A 14,686-nucleotide genomic window follows, 5' to 3' on the forward strand; every position below is an offset into this window, starting at 1 on the left:
TCTGACCTTCACGCCGCACAGACGGCCTTGTCGGCACCCGCCCACCCCTCAACACCCTTTGTTCAGGGGTCTCCTAGAGCCCGGACGTACCAGAAGCTGCACATGGTGAAGGTGCTCTCCTGGCCGGGCAGGCCGTCGGGCGAGGCGTTCGGGTCGTACCGGTAGACCAGGCTGTCGGAAACCAGTTCTGCGTCCATCGCCCGCAACGTTGACTGCCACATCGGGTCCGTCGGCGCAACGAACCCGACCGACGGCATGGTGAGCAGCGCCGCGTCCAGGACGTCGGTTGCGTAGTGCTGCACGAAGGCCCCGCGCCCGGGGTGGAAGCCACGCGTCATGATCTGTTCGTAGATCTGGTTTCGGTTACGCACCCACCGGTCGGTGTCGCCCGGTCGTCCGCGTCGCTGCGCGAGGCGGACCGCCCGGTCCAGGGTTACCCAGGACATCAGGCGCCCGTAGGTGAAGTCCTGGCGGCCACCGCGGGTTTCCCAGATCCCGTCTTCGGGCTGGTCCCAGTGCTTGCAGAGCCAGTCCACCAGTCGCATGGTGTCCAGCCACAATTGGTGGGAGAGCTGCAGACCATGGCTGTCAGCCTCGTGAAGGCCGTTGAGTACCTCGCCGTAGATGTCGAGTTGCAGCTGGTTCGCGGCGCCGTTACCAACCCGCACGGGCGCTGAACCGCGGTAACCCTCGAAGTGATCGAGCACCTCCTCGCTGAGATCGGGTGAGCCGTCGACGCGGTACATGATCTGCAGCGGCACCTCCCGTTCCTTGGCCTCCCGGACCCGGTCGTCGACCCAGTGCATGTACTGCCACGCTTCGTCGGTGAACCCCAGGGCGAGCAGGGCGTGTACGGAGATTGTCGCGTCGCGGATCCAGGTGTATCGGTAGTCCCAGTTGCGTTCCCCGCCGATCTGCTCCGGCAACCCGGCGGTAGGGGCGGCGACCAGCCCGCCGGTCGGCGCGTACGTCATGAGCTTGAGCGTCATCGCCGACCGCTCGACCATCTCCCGCCAGCGGCCGGTGTACCGGGAGCGGCTGAGCCAGCGCCGCCAGAAGTCACGGGTCTGCGCGAGCATGTCGCCCACCTCGCCCGGGGTGAAAAAGCGCGGCCGGTCAGGCGACACTCCGGTTTCCAGGACGACACCCCCCGCCTCGCCCTGGCGCAGCGTGGCGATCGCCCATATGCCCCCCTCCTTCCGCCGGACTCCCTGCTCGCCGGGCCGGGTTTCGGGGTATCGAACTATGTTCGTGGTGAGGGAGAGCGCAGAGCTGCGGAAAACGTGCCCTTCGGGGTATTCGTCGAGCTCGTGCGGATCCCGCCCGTAGTTGAAGCGGGGTTGGCAGTCGACCCGGAACCGCATCGTGCCTCGGACCATCCGCAGCATCCGCACCACGCGGTGGCGGTCGGTAGCCTGATCCCCCGCGACGGGCATGAAATCCACCAGCTCACCCACGCCGTCCGCGCTGAGAAAACGGGTGATCAGGATCGGCGTACCGGGCAGGTACAACTGCTTGCTCACGTACTCGACGCCCTCCGGCGCCACCTGGAAGTGCCCGCCCTTGCGCCGATCAAGCAGGCTGCCGAACAGGCTCGGCGAGTCGAACCGGGGGGCGCAGAACCAGTCAATCGTCCCGTCCATCGCCACCAGCGCCGCGGTCTGCAGGTCGCCGATCAAGCCGTGTGCCTCCACCGCGGGGTACGAGTCCACCCAGCCCCCCCCATTCACCTCACCGCACGCTCAATCACCCTAACCGGTTGTAACACGCATACGGCTCGTATCGTACGAAAGCATCCCCACCTGGTGACACATGCATGCACTTCCTCGACAGGTCCGACAACCCGCAACTTGTGGCGGTACTCCGCGCGACCCCGATCAACGAGCCCGGTCCTGACCCGGCGCAACGACCCGACGTAGCTCGACGCGGGCGGCCACCATCGGTGCAGGCCGCCACACCGCCCCCGACCATCGGCTCGCCCGACAGCGCCGATCGAACGCTTGTACGATGCGGTGGTGCGGGAAGTGGCGGGGCGCTGGTGGAATGGCATCTGGGGACGGTTAGGCCGCCGGGACGTGTGGTTGACCCGCGAGGTTCGGTGGAAGGTCGTCGCCCGCGCTGGCGATGCCGAGACGGGTCGGGTACTGCGGTGGGATTTCGACACCGAGTCCGAAGCTCTCGCCCTGATCCAGCGCCTGCTTGCCGCGGACGCCGGCGGGAGTTGGCGCGAGCAAGACGGTGACGCTGCCTCGTCCCCGCCCCAGTGATTGCTCCAGGGCCCGGCCAGCGGTCGCCTCGCGAGTGATGGCGCCGCTGGCCGGGAACTTGAGCGTGGTCAGGAGCTGCAGGTGTTGAGCATGCTCTGCAGCGCGGACTTTTCCGTCGACTGCAGGGTCAGGCCCCAGCTGTATTTCACGGTGATCCACATCTTGCTGTAGGTGCACCGGTAGGACGACAGCGGCGGTTGCCAGGTCGACGGGTCCTGGTCGCCCTTGGCCTGGTTGACGTTGTCGGTGACCGCGATCAGCTGCGGCCGGGTCAGGTCGTTGGCGAAGCTCTGCCGCCGGCTGGTCGTCCACGAGCTGGCACCGGACCGCCACGCCTCCGCCAAGGGCACGACGTGGTCGATGTCAACGTCGGAGGCGGCGTACCAGGTGGCGCCGTCGTACGGGCTGTACCAGCGACCGGAGGTGGCCGCGCAGGAGCTGTCGACGACGACGGAGGTGCCGTCGCGCTTGAGGACCTGCTCGCGGGTGTTGCAGCTGCCGCTGATGGTGATCCAGTGCGGGAACAGGTCCCGGCCGCCGGGATGCGCGGACTTCGGCAGCGCCGCGAGGACGTTGCCGATCTTGTGGAACCAGCAGCGCTGCTCACGGGTTTCGGGCAACACCTCACGTAACGCCGACCAGAAGCCGAGCGTGCCGTCGCCGACGGCCAGGACCGGGGCGCGCATCCCGCGGCGTTTGCAGTCGCGTAGCAGGTCCGCCCAGGAGCCGGACGACTCGCGGTAGCCCTCGGCCAGGGCGATGAGTTCCTTGGTGCCGTCGACGCGGACGCCGATCATGACGAGCAGGCACAGTTTCTCCTCGTCGAGGCGCACGTTGAGGTGCACCCCGTCCGCCCACAGGTAGACATAGTCCACACCCGAGAGGTCGCGGTCGGCGAACTGGCGAGCCTCGTCCTGCCACTGCACGGTCAGCCGGGTGATCACCGCCGCGGACAGTCCCGAGCCGGTGCCGAGGAAGTTCTCCAGCGCGGGGGCGAAATCCTGCGACGACAGGCCATGCAGGTAGAGCAGCGGTAACACCTCGGTGATCTTCGGCGACTTAGAGGTCGCGCGGAATGGTGGGGTTGCCCGGCGCGTCCGAACGGGTGCAGGCACAGAACCGGTGATCATGAAGGTGCTTACGCCTCGTGATCACGGGAGGTTCTGTGCCTGCCATCCCAGCATGGCTGATCGAGCCGCTGTGGGTCCAGTTCGCCGCGCTGTTACCCGAGCGGCCGACCTACGCCCCGACTCATCCGTTGGGCTGCCACCGTCAACGCGTCGATGACCGGATCGTGTTCGACAAGCTGATCCAGGTGCTGCGGTTCGGCTGCTCCTACGAGGCGATCGCCGACAGCACCTGCTCGGCCACGACGATCCGTGACCGCCGTGACGAGTGGATCAGCATCGGTCTGTTCGCCCAGCTCAAACAGATCGCGGTGGACGCCTACGACCGGCTCGTCGGCCTGGTGTTGGACGACATCGCCGTGGACGGCTGCATCACCAAGGCCCCCGGCGGCGGTGACTGCGCCGGACGGTCCCCCGTCGACCGTGGCAAACAAGGCATGAAACGCTCATCGATGGTCGACGGCCACGGCATCCCCCTCGGCCGGGTGCTGGCCGGCGCGAACCGGCACGACTCACCGCTGCTCGGCCCGACCCTCGACCACCTCGACGACCTGGGCCCTCTGCCCGACGAGGTCACCGTGCACCTCGACGCCGGATACGACTCTGCCGTCACCCGCACCCTGCTCGCTGACCGCGGCCTGACCGGCGAGATCGCCCGCAAGGGCGACAAAGCACCCCTCCAAGCAGGACGACGCTGGCATGTCGAATGCACCAACAGCTGGCACAACTCGTTCAACCGGCTGCAACGCTGCTACGAACGAACCGAGAAAGTCATCGACGCGTACTTCGACCTCGCCGACACGATCATCACCGTCCGTAGCCTGATCCGCCGCACCTGGACCACCCACCGGTGGGACAACCGCCCCACCCGCCGCCCATGACCCCCATCCATTCCGCGCGACCTCTTACGGCACCACGCCGGCAGGATCGCCGACGAGTACCGCTGACGCTCGCCGGCATCGTCGACGCGTTTGTCGTTGACCCGCGGCGCGGCGACCTCCACGGCCCCGGCCGCGGTCAGGACCTTCCGCGGCTGGGCGTGACCGTTACGCACGACTAACCGCCGCCCGGCATCGTCGACGTCGCCGGCGTGCGCAGCGATATACGCAGCGACCTCGGCTTCGAGGGCGGCGGCGAGCATCCTGCGGGCACCGTCCCGCACGATCTCGTCGATCAACGACCCACCCGCCCCGGCCGGGACCGATCCGGTCGCTGGCGTGGGGTCATCAGGGTTGACTACCGTGAGCACGGGCGTACCTTCCCGACCCGCGCTGGCAGGCGCGGGCCTTGCTGGAAACCTTCATCGGCTATCCCCGGGAAGGTACGCCCCTCCCAAGGTCATCCACAGGTTTCAAGCATTGCTCCGGCGCGGCCGAACTCGTCGCTGCCCGAACCGGGCCAGCATCGCCACGCAGAACCAAGAACACCCATTGACGTGGCTACAACCGGTCGGCGATGCGGCGCCTCAGTGGATCCACCGCGTCAAGAGCCTGCTCAACAGCCTCAGCCGACCCCCGGCCTGATCTCATGATCTCCTCCAGTGCTGACTCGGCGGCTGCCATGTCCTTAACGAAGGCCGAGCCGGCCAGAGCCCGGCTCGTGGCGAAGAGCAGCGCATGCACGTCGACCACGGTGGTCTGTCGGTCGAATAGCCGGTCGAACGCATCGAGGAGCGCCTCAAGGAGAGGCAGTTCATCTGCCGGGTTCATGCTTCATGATCCTATCGATCCGTCGCCCAAAGGCAGGGGTCTGCGGTGTGCCATTAGCGTGCCATTGGGCCAGGACAGCATGGGCGAGCCGAGGCCACGAGAGACCGCCGGGACTAGGCCGCCAACCCAGCAGACGGCCGGAGACCGACAATTCCCAAGCTGCGAGTGACCTAGCTAGGCTTCCTGCCATGAAGGTGCGCGAGGTAGTCGTCCGGCTGAGCCATGACGAGGCGCTGGTCCTGTTCGAGTGGCTGAGCCCGCCCCGATGAGCTGACCAACGACTTCGGCGACCTGGTCGAGGACCAGGCCGAGCAGCGAGCGTTGTGGAATCTCACCAGTCTGCTGGGGCGGCGGTCGGTGATGCTGGCCGGACGGTGGTCCAGTTGGCTCGTGATCGCGGCGTGTCGCGGCCGGTCGTGATGTCCGCGACGGTCGTTCACGCACGGCGGGTGCTGCCCTTGGAGCCGGAACCGGTGCGGGTCCTGGGCTTGGATGAGACCCGCCGGGGCCGGTCTGGCGCACTCACTCAACAAGCCGATCCTCAATGAAACGCATCCGCTTCAGGATTTTTCCTTCCTTACTTTTATCATAAAGATCGTATTCTTTTTGCGTTTGGGTATCTGACCAGGTGATCGATGCAATGAGATCGCTTTTATGATGTTCCAGTCGATCCGTATTCATGTAGCTTTCATCAGGTTGCCAGTTTCTTGGCAAATCGCTGCTTTCCCTGTAGAAAGACAAATCAACGAATTTGTTCTCGCTTTCGACTGGATGATTCTTGACGTATCCTTCAACTAAATCCTTCAAATCTATCAGATCTTCTGGTGAATTCAGAATCATATAATGCTTCCTGAGCGTCAACACTTCTTCGCCCTTCTTGCCGACAACCTCTTCGGTATTTGCGATTTCGAAAATCTTTGTTTCCCCGCTTGACTCCCCGTTCTCTGTGCACCCAATCAAGGATAATGGAATGAAGAATACGCCTATCATCAACCCTAGCACCTTCGAATTGACCTTCATCACCCAATCCTCCTTCGAATGGAGTATCCTTGAGTTCGGAATCTACTGCGGCAACCTTGGCGCGAGCACTTCCGCCAAAAGTTCCGATTCGCGGTCGCGGTATAGGCAGCGGCGGATGCGCGGCTCGCCAACGGAGCAGCCGCTGAACACCGCCAGAAGGTAGGCGTTCGCGACAGCAACAGGGGTCGCCTCACCCCGGTCCGCTTCTACCGTCTTGACGGCGTGCCCAGCCAACGGGACCGCGAGGCAGCCCGCGAGAGCGGCGGCGACAGCCGCTGCGGCGCGGAGTCGCCATGAACGCGCGGAGTCGCCATGAACGTGGGGGAGGGGCAGCGCGATCATGAGCGGAGACTACCTACCGGATCATAGTCGCCACAGAGCAGCGCGCCGGCCGTGTGGGACGCCGCTGTGCCGAACACCGCGGATCTTGTACAGTTCCCAAGCTGACATTCTGGGAGCCATGCGTGGGAGCCACCGGGGCGGACTGGACCGGACGGGACGGGACCGATCGGGTTGCCGAGCGCTTGAGGACCAGCACCAGGCGGACGGCGTCGGACGGCCTAGACATGGTCTTGGGAATCTACGGATCAGAAGGTTAGGGGTTCGAATCCCTTCGGGCGCACATAGCAGGGAGAAGCCCTCGACCAGCCGAAACGGCAGGGTTGGGGGCTTTTTCGTGTCCGCCAGATAAGGAGCCCACTCGGGCAGGTCCCCGGGCCGCCAATCTTGATCTCGTAATGCGTAGGTCGACGGTTCGATTCCGTCAGGCGGCTCGGCACAGAAGCCCAGGTCAACGACCTGGGCTTCGCCGCTTTCCGAGGTCGACCGCGCCGCCGGCCGTGCCAGTCCGCAAATAGTCCGCATCCCGCGCCGCGGCCGCCTCGTCCAGCCGGACGCAAGTCTTCACCAGGGCTTCGATTCCAATGGCAACGATCATGCCGCGTGCCATCGGCGCGGCGTTCGCTCAGTGGGGCGGATCGGGTTGTGATAAGGACTGAGCCCATGACCTCTCCACTGCCCGCCTACGCGGTGCCCGATGTCATCCATGAAGGAGCGGGGCCGGTCAAGGCTGGGGTTTTGACCTGCTGACGTTGATTTTTCCGGTTCCGGCAATGGGTTTCGGGCAGGCGTGTGTGCGGTGCCGGGGTCAATGGCTGGGCCGTAGGCCCACCCCGCAGGGGCGTGGCCTTGACGCCGGCGCCGTGCGCGCCATGCTCGTGATGCCGGAAGGCGTTGTGGGTGGTCGCGTCACCAGGTTCCGACCAGATGTCGGAGGGCAGGCCGAGGGGTTCGGCTGCCGGTCATCCATTCGCCCTGCGGGTTCGGGGCATGGTGATGTGCGACCGTGACCGGACGGGGTCAATCAAGCGGGCGGCCACGCCGTCGGCCGACGGGGGTCAGACACAGAACGACCTCGCGTCCGGTCACGTCCGAACCTGCTCACGCCGCCGCCTTGGCCGGTGCGAGGGCGCGGATGTGCCCGTCGCGCAGGCCGTAGTAGACGAGGGTGAGCAGCTTGCGGGCCACCGCGACGGTGGCGATGTTGCGTCCGCGTCGCTCGGCGATGCGGGCGCGGGTGCAGGTCAACCAGGCGGCGGTGTGCGGGACGCCGTGGGCGGCCTCGACCGCGGCCCACCGCACCAGGGTGGAGCCCTGCTTGGTGATCCGTCCCCGGTGCACGACAAGGTCGGACTCGCGGTGCCGCGGGGTGAGCCCGGCCCAGGAGGTCAGCTCCGTCGGGCCGGGGAACCGGTCGACCTCGCCGATCTCGGCGACGAACACCGCCGCCAGGACCGGGCCGACACCGGGGATGGCCTGGACCGCGGTGTAACCACGGTGCCCGGAGAGTCTGGCCCGGATCGGCCCGGCGACCGCGTCGATCTCGAAATCGATTGCGTCGATCAGCCGGCACAGCGAGGACACCCGACCCCGATAAGCCCCGTCCAACGGTGCGCGAGACAGCAGTTCCCGCCCACCAACGCCGAACAGATCCGAGACAGGGATGTGCACGCCCTGTTTGGCCAGCACCGCGTGCACGGATGCCTTCAGCCCGCTGCGCCACGCGACCAGCTTGGCCCGATACCGCACCAGCTCCCGCAACTCGCGCACCACCGGCGGGGCCGCATACGCCTCCGGCAGCCTGCCCATGCGCAGCAGATCGGCCAGGTCGGCGGCGTCCCGGGCGTCGTTCTTCACCCGCCGGTAGGCGAACCCTTTCACTCCCAACGGATGCGCCAAATGCACCCGGGCACCGGCCGCGGTCAGCACGTCCACCGCCCAGTACCAGCCATAGGTGGCCTCCAGGACCACCTCCGGGTCGGGACCGGCCTTGGCGATCTCCAGCCCGAGCGCGACCGGGTCGTTGTCGATCCGCACCGTGTCGAGTTTCTCGCCCGTCTCGGTCATCCGCACGATCACCGACCTGCGCCGATGCAGATCGATACCCACGATCTGCCGACCGTCGTCCTGTGCCTGCATGAGGGGCCTCCTTCGTCGTGAGACGTGAGCACCCCGAGCATCCCGCCCGGGACCCACGAGGAGCGAGGCCCCGCTCCTTCATGCCATCAAGCCCCTACGCGGCACCGATGACCTGCCCCGCATTAGCTACCGCGGCGACCAGCTCGCCACCTGCCCACCCGTCGCCGCCGTCCTCGACCGTATCCCGGCGGTGCTGACGACGATCGAGGAGGTGTGGCCGGGTCACACCCTCACCATCAGCCGCCCCGACCTCTGCGCGCAAGTCTCGGTTGGCAGCGACGACGGCCTGAACTGGGGGCTGAGCTTCGACGACGAGGTGGGATTGCTCGTCCAGCCCAGCTTCGTCCCTGGCCACGAGCCCGACCCCGATGACCTGCTCGAGGAGGCGCTCGCCGCGCAGCCCGAGGTCGACTCCGCCTACCACTACGACCGGGAGTACTTCGAGGTTCGCATGGCCCGGGTGCACCGGGCCGACGAGATGCTCGCCCGCTGGCTCGACGCGATCGTCACCGCCCACCGTGAGTTCGCCAGCCGTCGGGGCATCGACCTGCCGTACTGAGGCCCGTACGTACTGAGACCGGTAACTGATCGTTTCCGGCGGTGACAGGCTGTGGGGCGCCACACCCCGCCAGGTCGGGTGCTCCGCAAACTCGATGCGTGGAAGGCGGGCCACCGGGCAAGATGATTGTTGCCGCAAGGGCGATGACAGCAACAGATGACAGCAGCGGCGCTGGACGGTCCGACGCCACAGCGGACGACTGAAGGCGCTGCGACCAGTAGTTGTGGAGCCTCCTGCACCGAGTCGGACAGTCTGGCCCAGGCTACGAATCAGAAGGTTACGAGCGGCCGCCACGTGAGCAGGGCAACCGCGAAAGGCGGTCAAGCAGGTCCTACAGCCAGCCTGCTGATCTACCGGCCGACGAGCACAGCGCCTACCCGTTGCGAGCGGCACACGTGCGGCAGAATCAGAGGGGATGCAGGTTGTCAGCCTGCAGACGCGGATCGAGCACCGTCTTAGGAAACCGATGCTCTATCCCCTGAGCTACGAGGGCGCGAGCGCCCAGCCTACCTGCCAGCGGATGCCCCCGAGTATCCAGGAGTGCCCGCCGGTGCTCACGTATGCCAGGCGTCCCGTCTCCGACCGAGGGAGCGCACATGGAGCACACCGGTCAGCACCAGACGGGGCATGTCCCAGTGGCTCGGCGCCTCCGTTCGTGGATCTTGCGGTTTGCCTGGTAGTGGACGCAGCAATCGCGCGGTCGTTCGGCTCGGACTACGGATCAGAGGTTAGGGTTCGAGTCCCTTCGGGCGCACAAGATCAAGGGGCGTCTGGCCTCCCACAACAGGGGTCAGGCACCTCTTGACGTTCTCCCCGAAGACCGCCAGTTAGACAGGCAATACGGGTTCCGCAGCTCAGACGCGGTCTGATCTAGCCTGGACACGTCAACTCATCCTTCCGGTCGAGACAACGCTGCCCGCGGCCTTCAGACAGCCGCGGGCAGCTCATCGATGAAACGGGAATGAACCCGGATGCCGCGTTACCGGGCGACGATCACGTCAGTCGGCGTTTCCACCCGTACCGGCGTTCCGTAGTCCGACAACTCCAGGGTCAGCACAGAAGTCGAGTTGAAGGCCAGGCCACCCTTGTAGCCCTTCTTCACCCCCGGCTTGATCTGCCCCTTGTTCGTCGACTCGTAGGTCACCTTGGCGATCCGCTTGTCCGCATTGAGCGTCACATCGCCGATCAGAATCTTGGTTCCGGTCATGGCCTTGTCGTCGTACGGACGGATGCTTTCAAAGTGGTAAACGCTGTCACCGATCTGCGTGATCTTGGCGTCTACCTGCCGCAACGCCCGAAGCAGCTCCTCCGGGTCCGCGGATGCGCCCGCAGCCCCGCCCAGCGCATCGCCGTACTCGAACTTGCCGTTGCTCCCCTGCTGCTTCCACGTCTTCGTACCGTTGGAACCGAGGTACAGCTTTCCGTTGATCAGCCGCTGGTAACAGACGCCCGGACCGTCCAGCTGAGGGGAGTTCAGGTAGCCGGTGGACGTCGCCGGATCGTAGGCACCCTCCGCGGTCCCCCAGCCGTCCGGGTCGGCCTTGCTGCCAGCCGTGATCTTCAACTTGTAGCTGATGTTCTCGCTGGCCGAGATCGCCGAGGCCAGTTGCAGGTTCGCCGACTCGGCGCTCGCGACCGGGGGCCGGCCGCCGCCCGGCGTCGACTGGCCGGGCCCGCCGACCGCCACGACGGCCGCCAACGCCCCGGCCAGGCCGAGGACGCCCGCGGCGTACGCGCTGCGCTGCACGGCGGTACGGCGCCCGTGCCGTCGCGCCGCCTCACCGACGATATCGGTGCTCAGCGCGACGCCGGCGACCTCCTGGCGCATGCCGGCGATCAACTGCTCTTCGATGTCAGTGTTCATCTTCCCGCTCCGTTCCAGGCCGGGACGTCGTCAACCGCCCAGGCAGCCATAACCTCACGCAGGCGAGACAGCCCCCGCGAGGCGTTTGATTTGACGGTCCCGACAGAGCACCCGAGCATCTCTCGGCAGCCTCCGCCTCGCTGAACTGCTCCCAGTAGCGCAACACCAGCACCGCCCGCTGCCGCGGCGGCAGCAAGCCCAGCCCCTGGATCAGTGCCTGCCGCAGATGCAGCACGTCCGTACCGTCGGACTGCCCCGGCGGCTCCACGTCGACCAGAACCTCCGGCCGCCGCTTACGGCTGCGCCACTGATCGACCGCGAGGTGGTACATCGTGCGGCGCAGGAACCCCTCCTTGTTCCCGTGGATCCGGTTCCAGTGCCGCATCAGCCGCTCCAGCGCCGCCTGAAGCAGATCCTCCCCGGCGGCACGGCTGCCGGTCAGCAGTACCGCCGTCGCGAGCAGGGCACTGCCCCGTTCAGCGACGAGGCTGTCCAGACCCTCGAAGCTTCGCTTCCAACGCACGGGCTCTCCTTCCGTCGCCAACAAGGACGATGGCTCGGCCCCGAAGGTTGACCGGCGACCCGGAACTCTTCGCGAGCGGCCGATCGGCCCGTTGACACCGAACTGCGCGCACGCCTCGGTTGAGATCGCTCAGCGTGTCACTCTCGAGCCTGGTTAGTAGCTGTGGACGCTCGACGTGCTGCCACGCCCAGGGGACCAGTTCGTCGAGCACCGCGGGTAGATCGCGGCGGCGTCGGTGACGGCCTCGCTGGGTGTCGCCTTCAACGCCGACAATGCCCGGCGGAAGAATCGCCAGGCCGCGTCGGCGTCCCAGCGGGCTGAGACCAGCACGTCGATGACCTGCCCGTACTGCTGCGCCACTCAGGCACCGGTCGGATGGGCGGTCACCCGACCACGTGGACCTGGCGGGTGGCGGGCCAGCTCCGCGCGCGCCCGATGCCCGTCCGGCGAATAGTCGGGCAGGTCGTCGTCGTGGCCGCTGATGCCGAACTCGGTCGCCGCGGCGGGTTGCAGCCGGGCGTAGTCGGTCACGTCGGCGTCGCAGATCTCGTGTACGCCGGCGGCCGGTGACGTCGCGTCGTCCATCGTTCCACCCCCAGGTCAGGAATCCGGTTCGTGCACTGGGGACGCCGCGCGGCGGCGCGGCAGACAGAGCTGGGCGGACAGCAGCCCGGCCGCGCCGACCAGGGCCCACAGCGCCCATGGGCCGATCGCGTACACGGCGCCGCCGATGAGCGGTCCGGCGCCCGCACCGATCGTGTACGCGACGCCGTACAACCCCTGGTAGCGCCCGACCATCCGCGGCGGAGCCAGACTTCCCAGGTAGGCGTTGGCGACGGAGCTGGACATCATCTCGCCGAGCGTCCACATCAGCACCGTCGCCGACAGCAGGACCATGCCGGGCATGAACCCGGTCAGCGCGAGACCGACACCGATGAGCAGGTTGCCGATGGCCAGTACGTACTCCGGCCGGTACCGGGAGACCGCGCCGGTGATGGGCAGCTCCAACACCAACACCAGCAGACCGTTGAGCCCGATGAGGAGACCGAAGTCGCGCGCGCTCAGACCCACGTCGCTGACGTGTAGGGGCAGGCCGACGGTGGACTGGATGTAGACGAACTCGGCGACCACGGTCATCAGCAGGAATCGCACCAGGGTGTGGTCGGCGAACGCCTGCCGGTACCCCACCGCCCGGCCCGCCTGCGTGTCCGCGTCGACCTGGTCGGACCGCGGCTGGGGCGCATCCCGCAGCAGCACCGCCACGACCACGCCGAACAGCAGGCACGCGGCGGCATTACCCAGAAAGAGCTCCACATAGGAGGTGCTGGCCAGCACACCGCCGATGACGCCGCCTAGGGCAGCGCCGATGTTCATCGCGAACCGGAACACCCCGAAGGCGGCGAGCCGTTGCTGGTTGGTCGCCACGGAGTCGAGCAGCACCGCGGCCGCGGCCGGCCGGTAGATCTGCGACGTCACGCCGATGAGCCCGACCACCGCGACGATGAGCGGGAGCGGCTCGAGGGACGGCACGATCGCCGTCAGCCCGGCGGTGGTCACAGCGGACAGCACGATGGTCCATCGCCGGCCGATCTTGTCGGCGAGGTAGCCGCCGACGGCGTTGCCGAGCACCTTGCCCAGACCGGACACGCCCAGCACCAACCCGGCGGCACCGGCGGAATAGCCGCGCTCGGTCAGGTAGAGCACGATGAACACGGGCAGGAAGTTGCCGACCTGGTTGACCAGAATGCCGAGACTGATGATCCACACCCGGCCGGGCAGGCTGCGCAGCGCGTCGCGGAATCGCGGCTCGTCGACGCCCGACAGGTCCGGCGGCGCGATGCTCACGCGACGGCCTCGGTGCGCACGTGGATCGCCGCGGCCAGCCGCCTGCCGTGGGCGATCGCTTCGGTGGCAGTGGCGCCGCGGGCGATGACGTGACCGACCTTGTCCTCGTTCCAGGTCAGCGGTGGTACCTCGTCGCCCGGCTCCACCTCCAACTGGAGGTCGACGAACGCCGGGTCCGCGCGCACGGCGTCGACGCCGGTCACCTCCACGACCCGTCCGGGCTCCGGCGTGAGGAACCGGACGGCCGCTCCGCCCCGAGGCTCGGGCGACGTGGTCAGCGGCTCCACCACGCCGAACCTGGCGCCCAGCGCGTAGCGCTCCATGTCGACGCCGTACGCGATCTCGGCCAGTTCGTTGATCCGGTCACCGCCGATGCGGTTGTGCGACTCGACGATCCGCGGGCCGCGCGAGGTCAGCTTGACCTCGGTGTGCCCTGGACCGTTGCGCAGCCCCACCGCGTCGAGGAAGTCCGTCACCAACCGCGTGACCTCGCGCAGCGTCTCGGCCGAGCAGCCGCTGGGCTGCGAATGTCCGATCTCGACGAAACCAGGGCCACCGCACTCCTTGTCGGTCACCGCGACGACCACATGCCGGCCGTCGAAGGTCAGGGTCTCCACGCTGATTTCCGGGCCGTCCAGGAACTCCTCCATGAGGAACTCGTCGAAGGATTCGGCACAGGACAGGTCCCTGGCGGCCCAATGCCCGTCGTCGAGGGATCGGAACCGTTCGGCGACGACGTCCACGTCGGCTCGGTCGCGGATGCAGAACACCCCCAGGCTGCCCGATTCGCGGATCGGCTTGACGATGATCGGGAGCCCGTGCGCCTGAACGAACTCCCGAACGTCCTGCGCGGAACGGCCGACCGCGGAGGCCACCGGGCTGATGCCCCTCGCGGCCAGGTGCCGGCGCATCCGCCACTTGTCCAGCAGCAGTTCCACGGTGGCGACGGACTCGCCGCCGAGGCCGAGCGCCTCGTTGATCCGCGCCGTCGGCAGCAGCCCGAGCTCGAACAGCGACACGGCCGCCTGGAACGGGTACGCCTCGTGCAACGCCTGGATCAGCGGCAGGAGCCGGTCGATGTCGCCGTAGTCGAGCAGCAGCGCCTGATCGACGTAGGGCCAGTGGCCGCGGTCATACTCGTCCGGGAACTGGGCGTGAACCACGTCCAGGCCGAGCTCCCAGGCCTTGCGCACATGCTTGAGCTTGCCGCCGATGACCAGGACGCGAGGCCGTCCGGTGGCGACCGCCGAGGACCGTTGGCCGGTGGGTACGACATCGTCGGACAACGTGGCTC

General features: G+C 67.2%; 12 protein-coding genes and 3 pseudogenes. 2 read left to right on the top strand and 13 right to left on the bottom strand.

Going from position 1 to position 14,686, the window contains the following annotated elements:
- Positions 1–62: 62 nt before the first annotated feature.
- The 3 genes and pseudogenes from ACLQ2U_RS00005 to ACLQ2U_RS00015 form a co-directional block, all read right to left on the bottom strand.
- Complete coding sequence (locus ACLQ2U_RS00005; protein WP_425748352.1) at positions 63–1,712, bottom strand: glycoside hydrolase family 15 protein; 1,650 nt, start codon at positions 1,710–1,712, stop codon at positions 63–65.
- A 623-nt stretch (positions 1,713–2,335) separates the two neighbouring features.
- Positions 2,336–2,800, bottom strand: a pseudogene (locus ACLQ2U_RS00010) (HNH endonuclease family protein); the annotation flags it as partial.
- Positions 2,801–2,803: 3 nt separating this feature from the next.
- Positions 2,804–3,328 (bottom strand): annotated as a pseudogene (locus tag ACLQ2U_RS00015) (IS256 family transposase); the annotation flags it as partial.
- A gap of 104 nt (positions 3,329–3,432) precedes the next feature.
- Here ACLQ2U_RS00015 and ACLQ2U_RS00020 point away from each other — a divergent pair.
- Positions 3,433–4,275, top strand: coding sequence for an IS5 family transposase (locus ACLQ2U_RS00020; RefSeq protein ID WP_425748353.1), 843 nt, complete (start codon positions 3,433–3,435; stop codon positions 4,273–4,275).
- A gap of 23 nt (positions 4,276–4,298) precedes the next feature.
- Here ACLQ2U_RS00020 and ACLQ2U_RS00025 read toward each other — a convergent pair.
- The 4 genes and pseudogenes from ACLQ2U_RS00025 to ACLQ2U_RS00040 all read right to left on the bottom strand — a co-directional run.
- Positions 4,299–4,643, bottom strand: a pseudogene (locus tag ACLQ2U_RS00025) (transposase); the annotation flags it as partial.
- Positions 4,644–4,833: 190 nt separating this feature from the next.
- Entirely contained in the window at positions 4,834–5,103 is a 270-nt protein-coding gene (locus tag ACLQ2U_RS00030) for a hypothetical protein (protein ID WP_425748354.1), read from the bottom strand.
- Positions 5,104–5,625: 522 nt separating this feature from the next.
- Entirely contained in the window at positions 5,626–6,126 is a 501-nt protein-coding gene (locus ACLQ2U_RS00035) for a hypothetical protein (RefSeq protein ID WP_425748355.1), read from the bottom strand.
- A 1,437-nt stretch (positions 6,127–7,563) separates the two neighbouring features.
- Positions 7,564–8,601 carry an IS110 family transposase gene (locus ACLQ2U_RS00040; protein WP_425748356.1) on the bottom strand — a complete coding sequence of 346 codons (1,038 nt, stop codon included), beginning with the start codon at positions 8,599–8,601 and terminating at the stop codon, positions 7,564–7,566.
- A gap of 190 nt (positions 8,602–8,791) precedes the next feature.
- On the opposite strand from ACLQ2U_RS00040, the gene ACLQ2U_RS00045 reads away from it, so the two are divergent.
- A complete protein-coding gene (locus tag ACLQ2U_RS00045; protein WP_425748357.1) occupies positions 8,792–9,160 on the top strand; it encodes a hypothetical protein in 369 nt (122 codons plus the stop codon).
- A gap of 979 nt (positions 9,161–10,139) precedes the next feature.
- On the opposite strand, the gene ACLQ2U_RS00050 is transcribed toward ACLQ2U_RS00045, so the two are convergent.
- The 6 genes from ACLQ2U_RS00050 to ACLQ2U_RS00075 form a co-directional block, all read right to left on the bottom strand.
- A complete protein-coding gene (locus ACLQ2U_RS00050; protein ID WP_425748358.1) occupies positions 10,140–11,024 on the bottom strand; it encodes a hypothetical protein in 885 nt (294 codons plus the stop codon).
- A complete protein-coding gene (locus tag ACLQ2U_RS00055; RefSeq protein WP_425748359.1) occupies positions 11,014–11,547 on the bottom strand; it encodes a sigma factor-like helix-turn-helix DNA-binding protein in 534 nt (177 codons plus the stop codon). Before ACLQ2U_RS00055 ends, ACLQ2U_RS00050 begins: the two co-directional genes overlap by 11 nt.
- 153 nt (positions 11,548–11,700) lie before the next feature.
- Complete coding sequence (locus ACLQ2U_RS00060; RefSeq protein WP_425748360.1) at positions 11,701–11,907, bottom strand: DDE-type integrase/transposase/recombinase; 207 nt, start codon at positions 11,905–11,907, stop codon at positions 11,701–11,703.
- Positions 11,908–12,132 carry a hypothetical protein gene (locus tag ACLQ2U_RS00065; protein ID WP_425748361.1) on the bottom strand — a complete coding sequence of 75 codons (225 nt, stop codon included), beginning with the start codon at positions 12,130–12,132 and terminating at the stop codon, positions 11,908–11,910.
- Between the two features lie 15 nt (positions 12,133–12,147).
- Entirely contained in the window at positions 12,148–13,392 is a 1,245-nt protein-coding gene (locus ACLQ2U_RS00070; RefSeq protein WP_425748362.1) for an MFS transporter, read from the bottom strand.
- Complete coding sequence (locus tag ACLQ2U_RS00075) at positions 13,389–14,678, bottom strand: ATP-grasp domain-containing protein (protein ID WP_425748363.1); 1,290 nt, start codon at positions 14,676–14,678, stop codon at positions 13,389–13,391. The genes ACLQ2U_RS00070 and ACLQ2U_RS00075 overlap by 4 nt, the downstream gene beginning before the upstream one ends.
- Positions 14,679–14,686: the final 8 nt, after the last annotated feature.

The organism is Micromonospora sp. DT47 (assembly GCF_049844475.1).
GTDB lineage: Bacteria > Actinomycetota > Actinomycetes > Mycobacteriales > Micromonosporaceae > Micromonospora.

Bases quoted from the DNA above. Each gene is read 5' to 3' on its own strand.
- ACLQ2U_RS00065 (WP_425748361.1), bottom strand. From the start codon at position 12,132: ATGGACGACGCGACGTCACCGGCCGCCGGCGTACACGAGATCTGCGAC.
- ACLQ2U_RS00030 (WP_425748354.1), bottom strand. From the start codon at position 5,103: ATGAACCCGGCAGATGAACTGCCTCTCCTTGAGGCGCTCCTCGATGCG.
- ACLQ2U_RS00050 (WP_425748358.1), bottom strand. From the start codon at position 11,024: ATGAACACTGACATCGAAGAGCAGTTGATCGCCGGCATGCGCCAGGAG.
- ACLQ2U_RS00040 (WP_425748356.1), bottom strand. From the start codon at position 8,601: ATGCAGGCACAGGACGACGGTCGGCAGATCGTGGGTATCGATCTGCAT.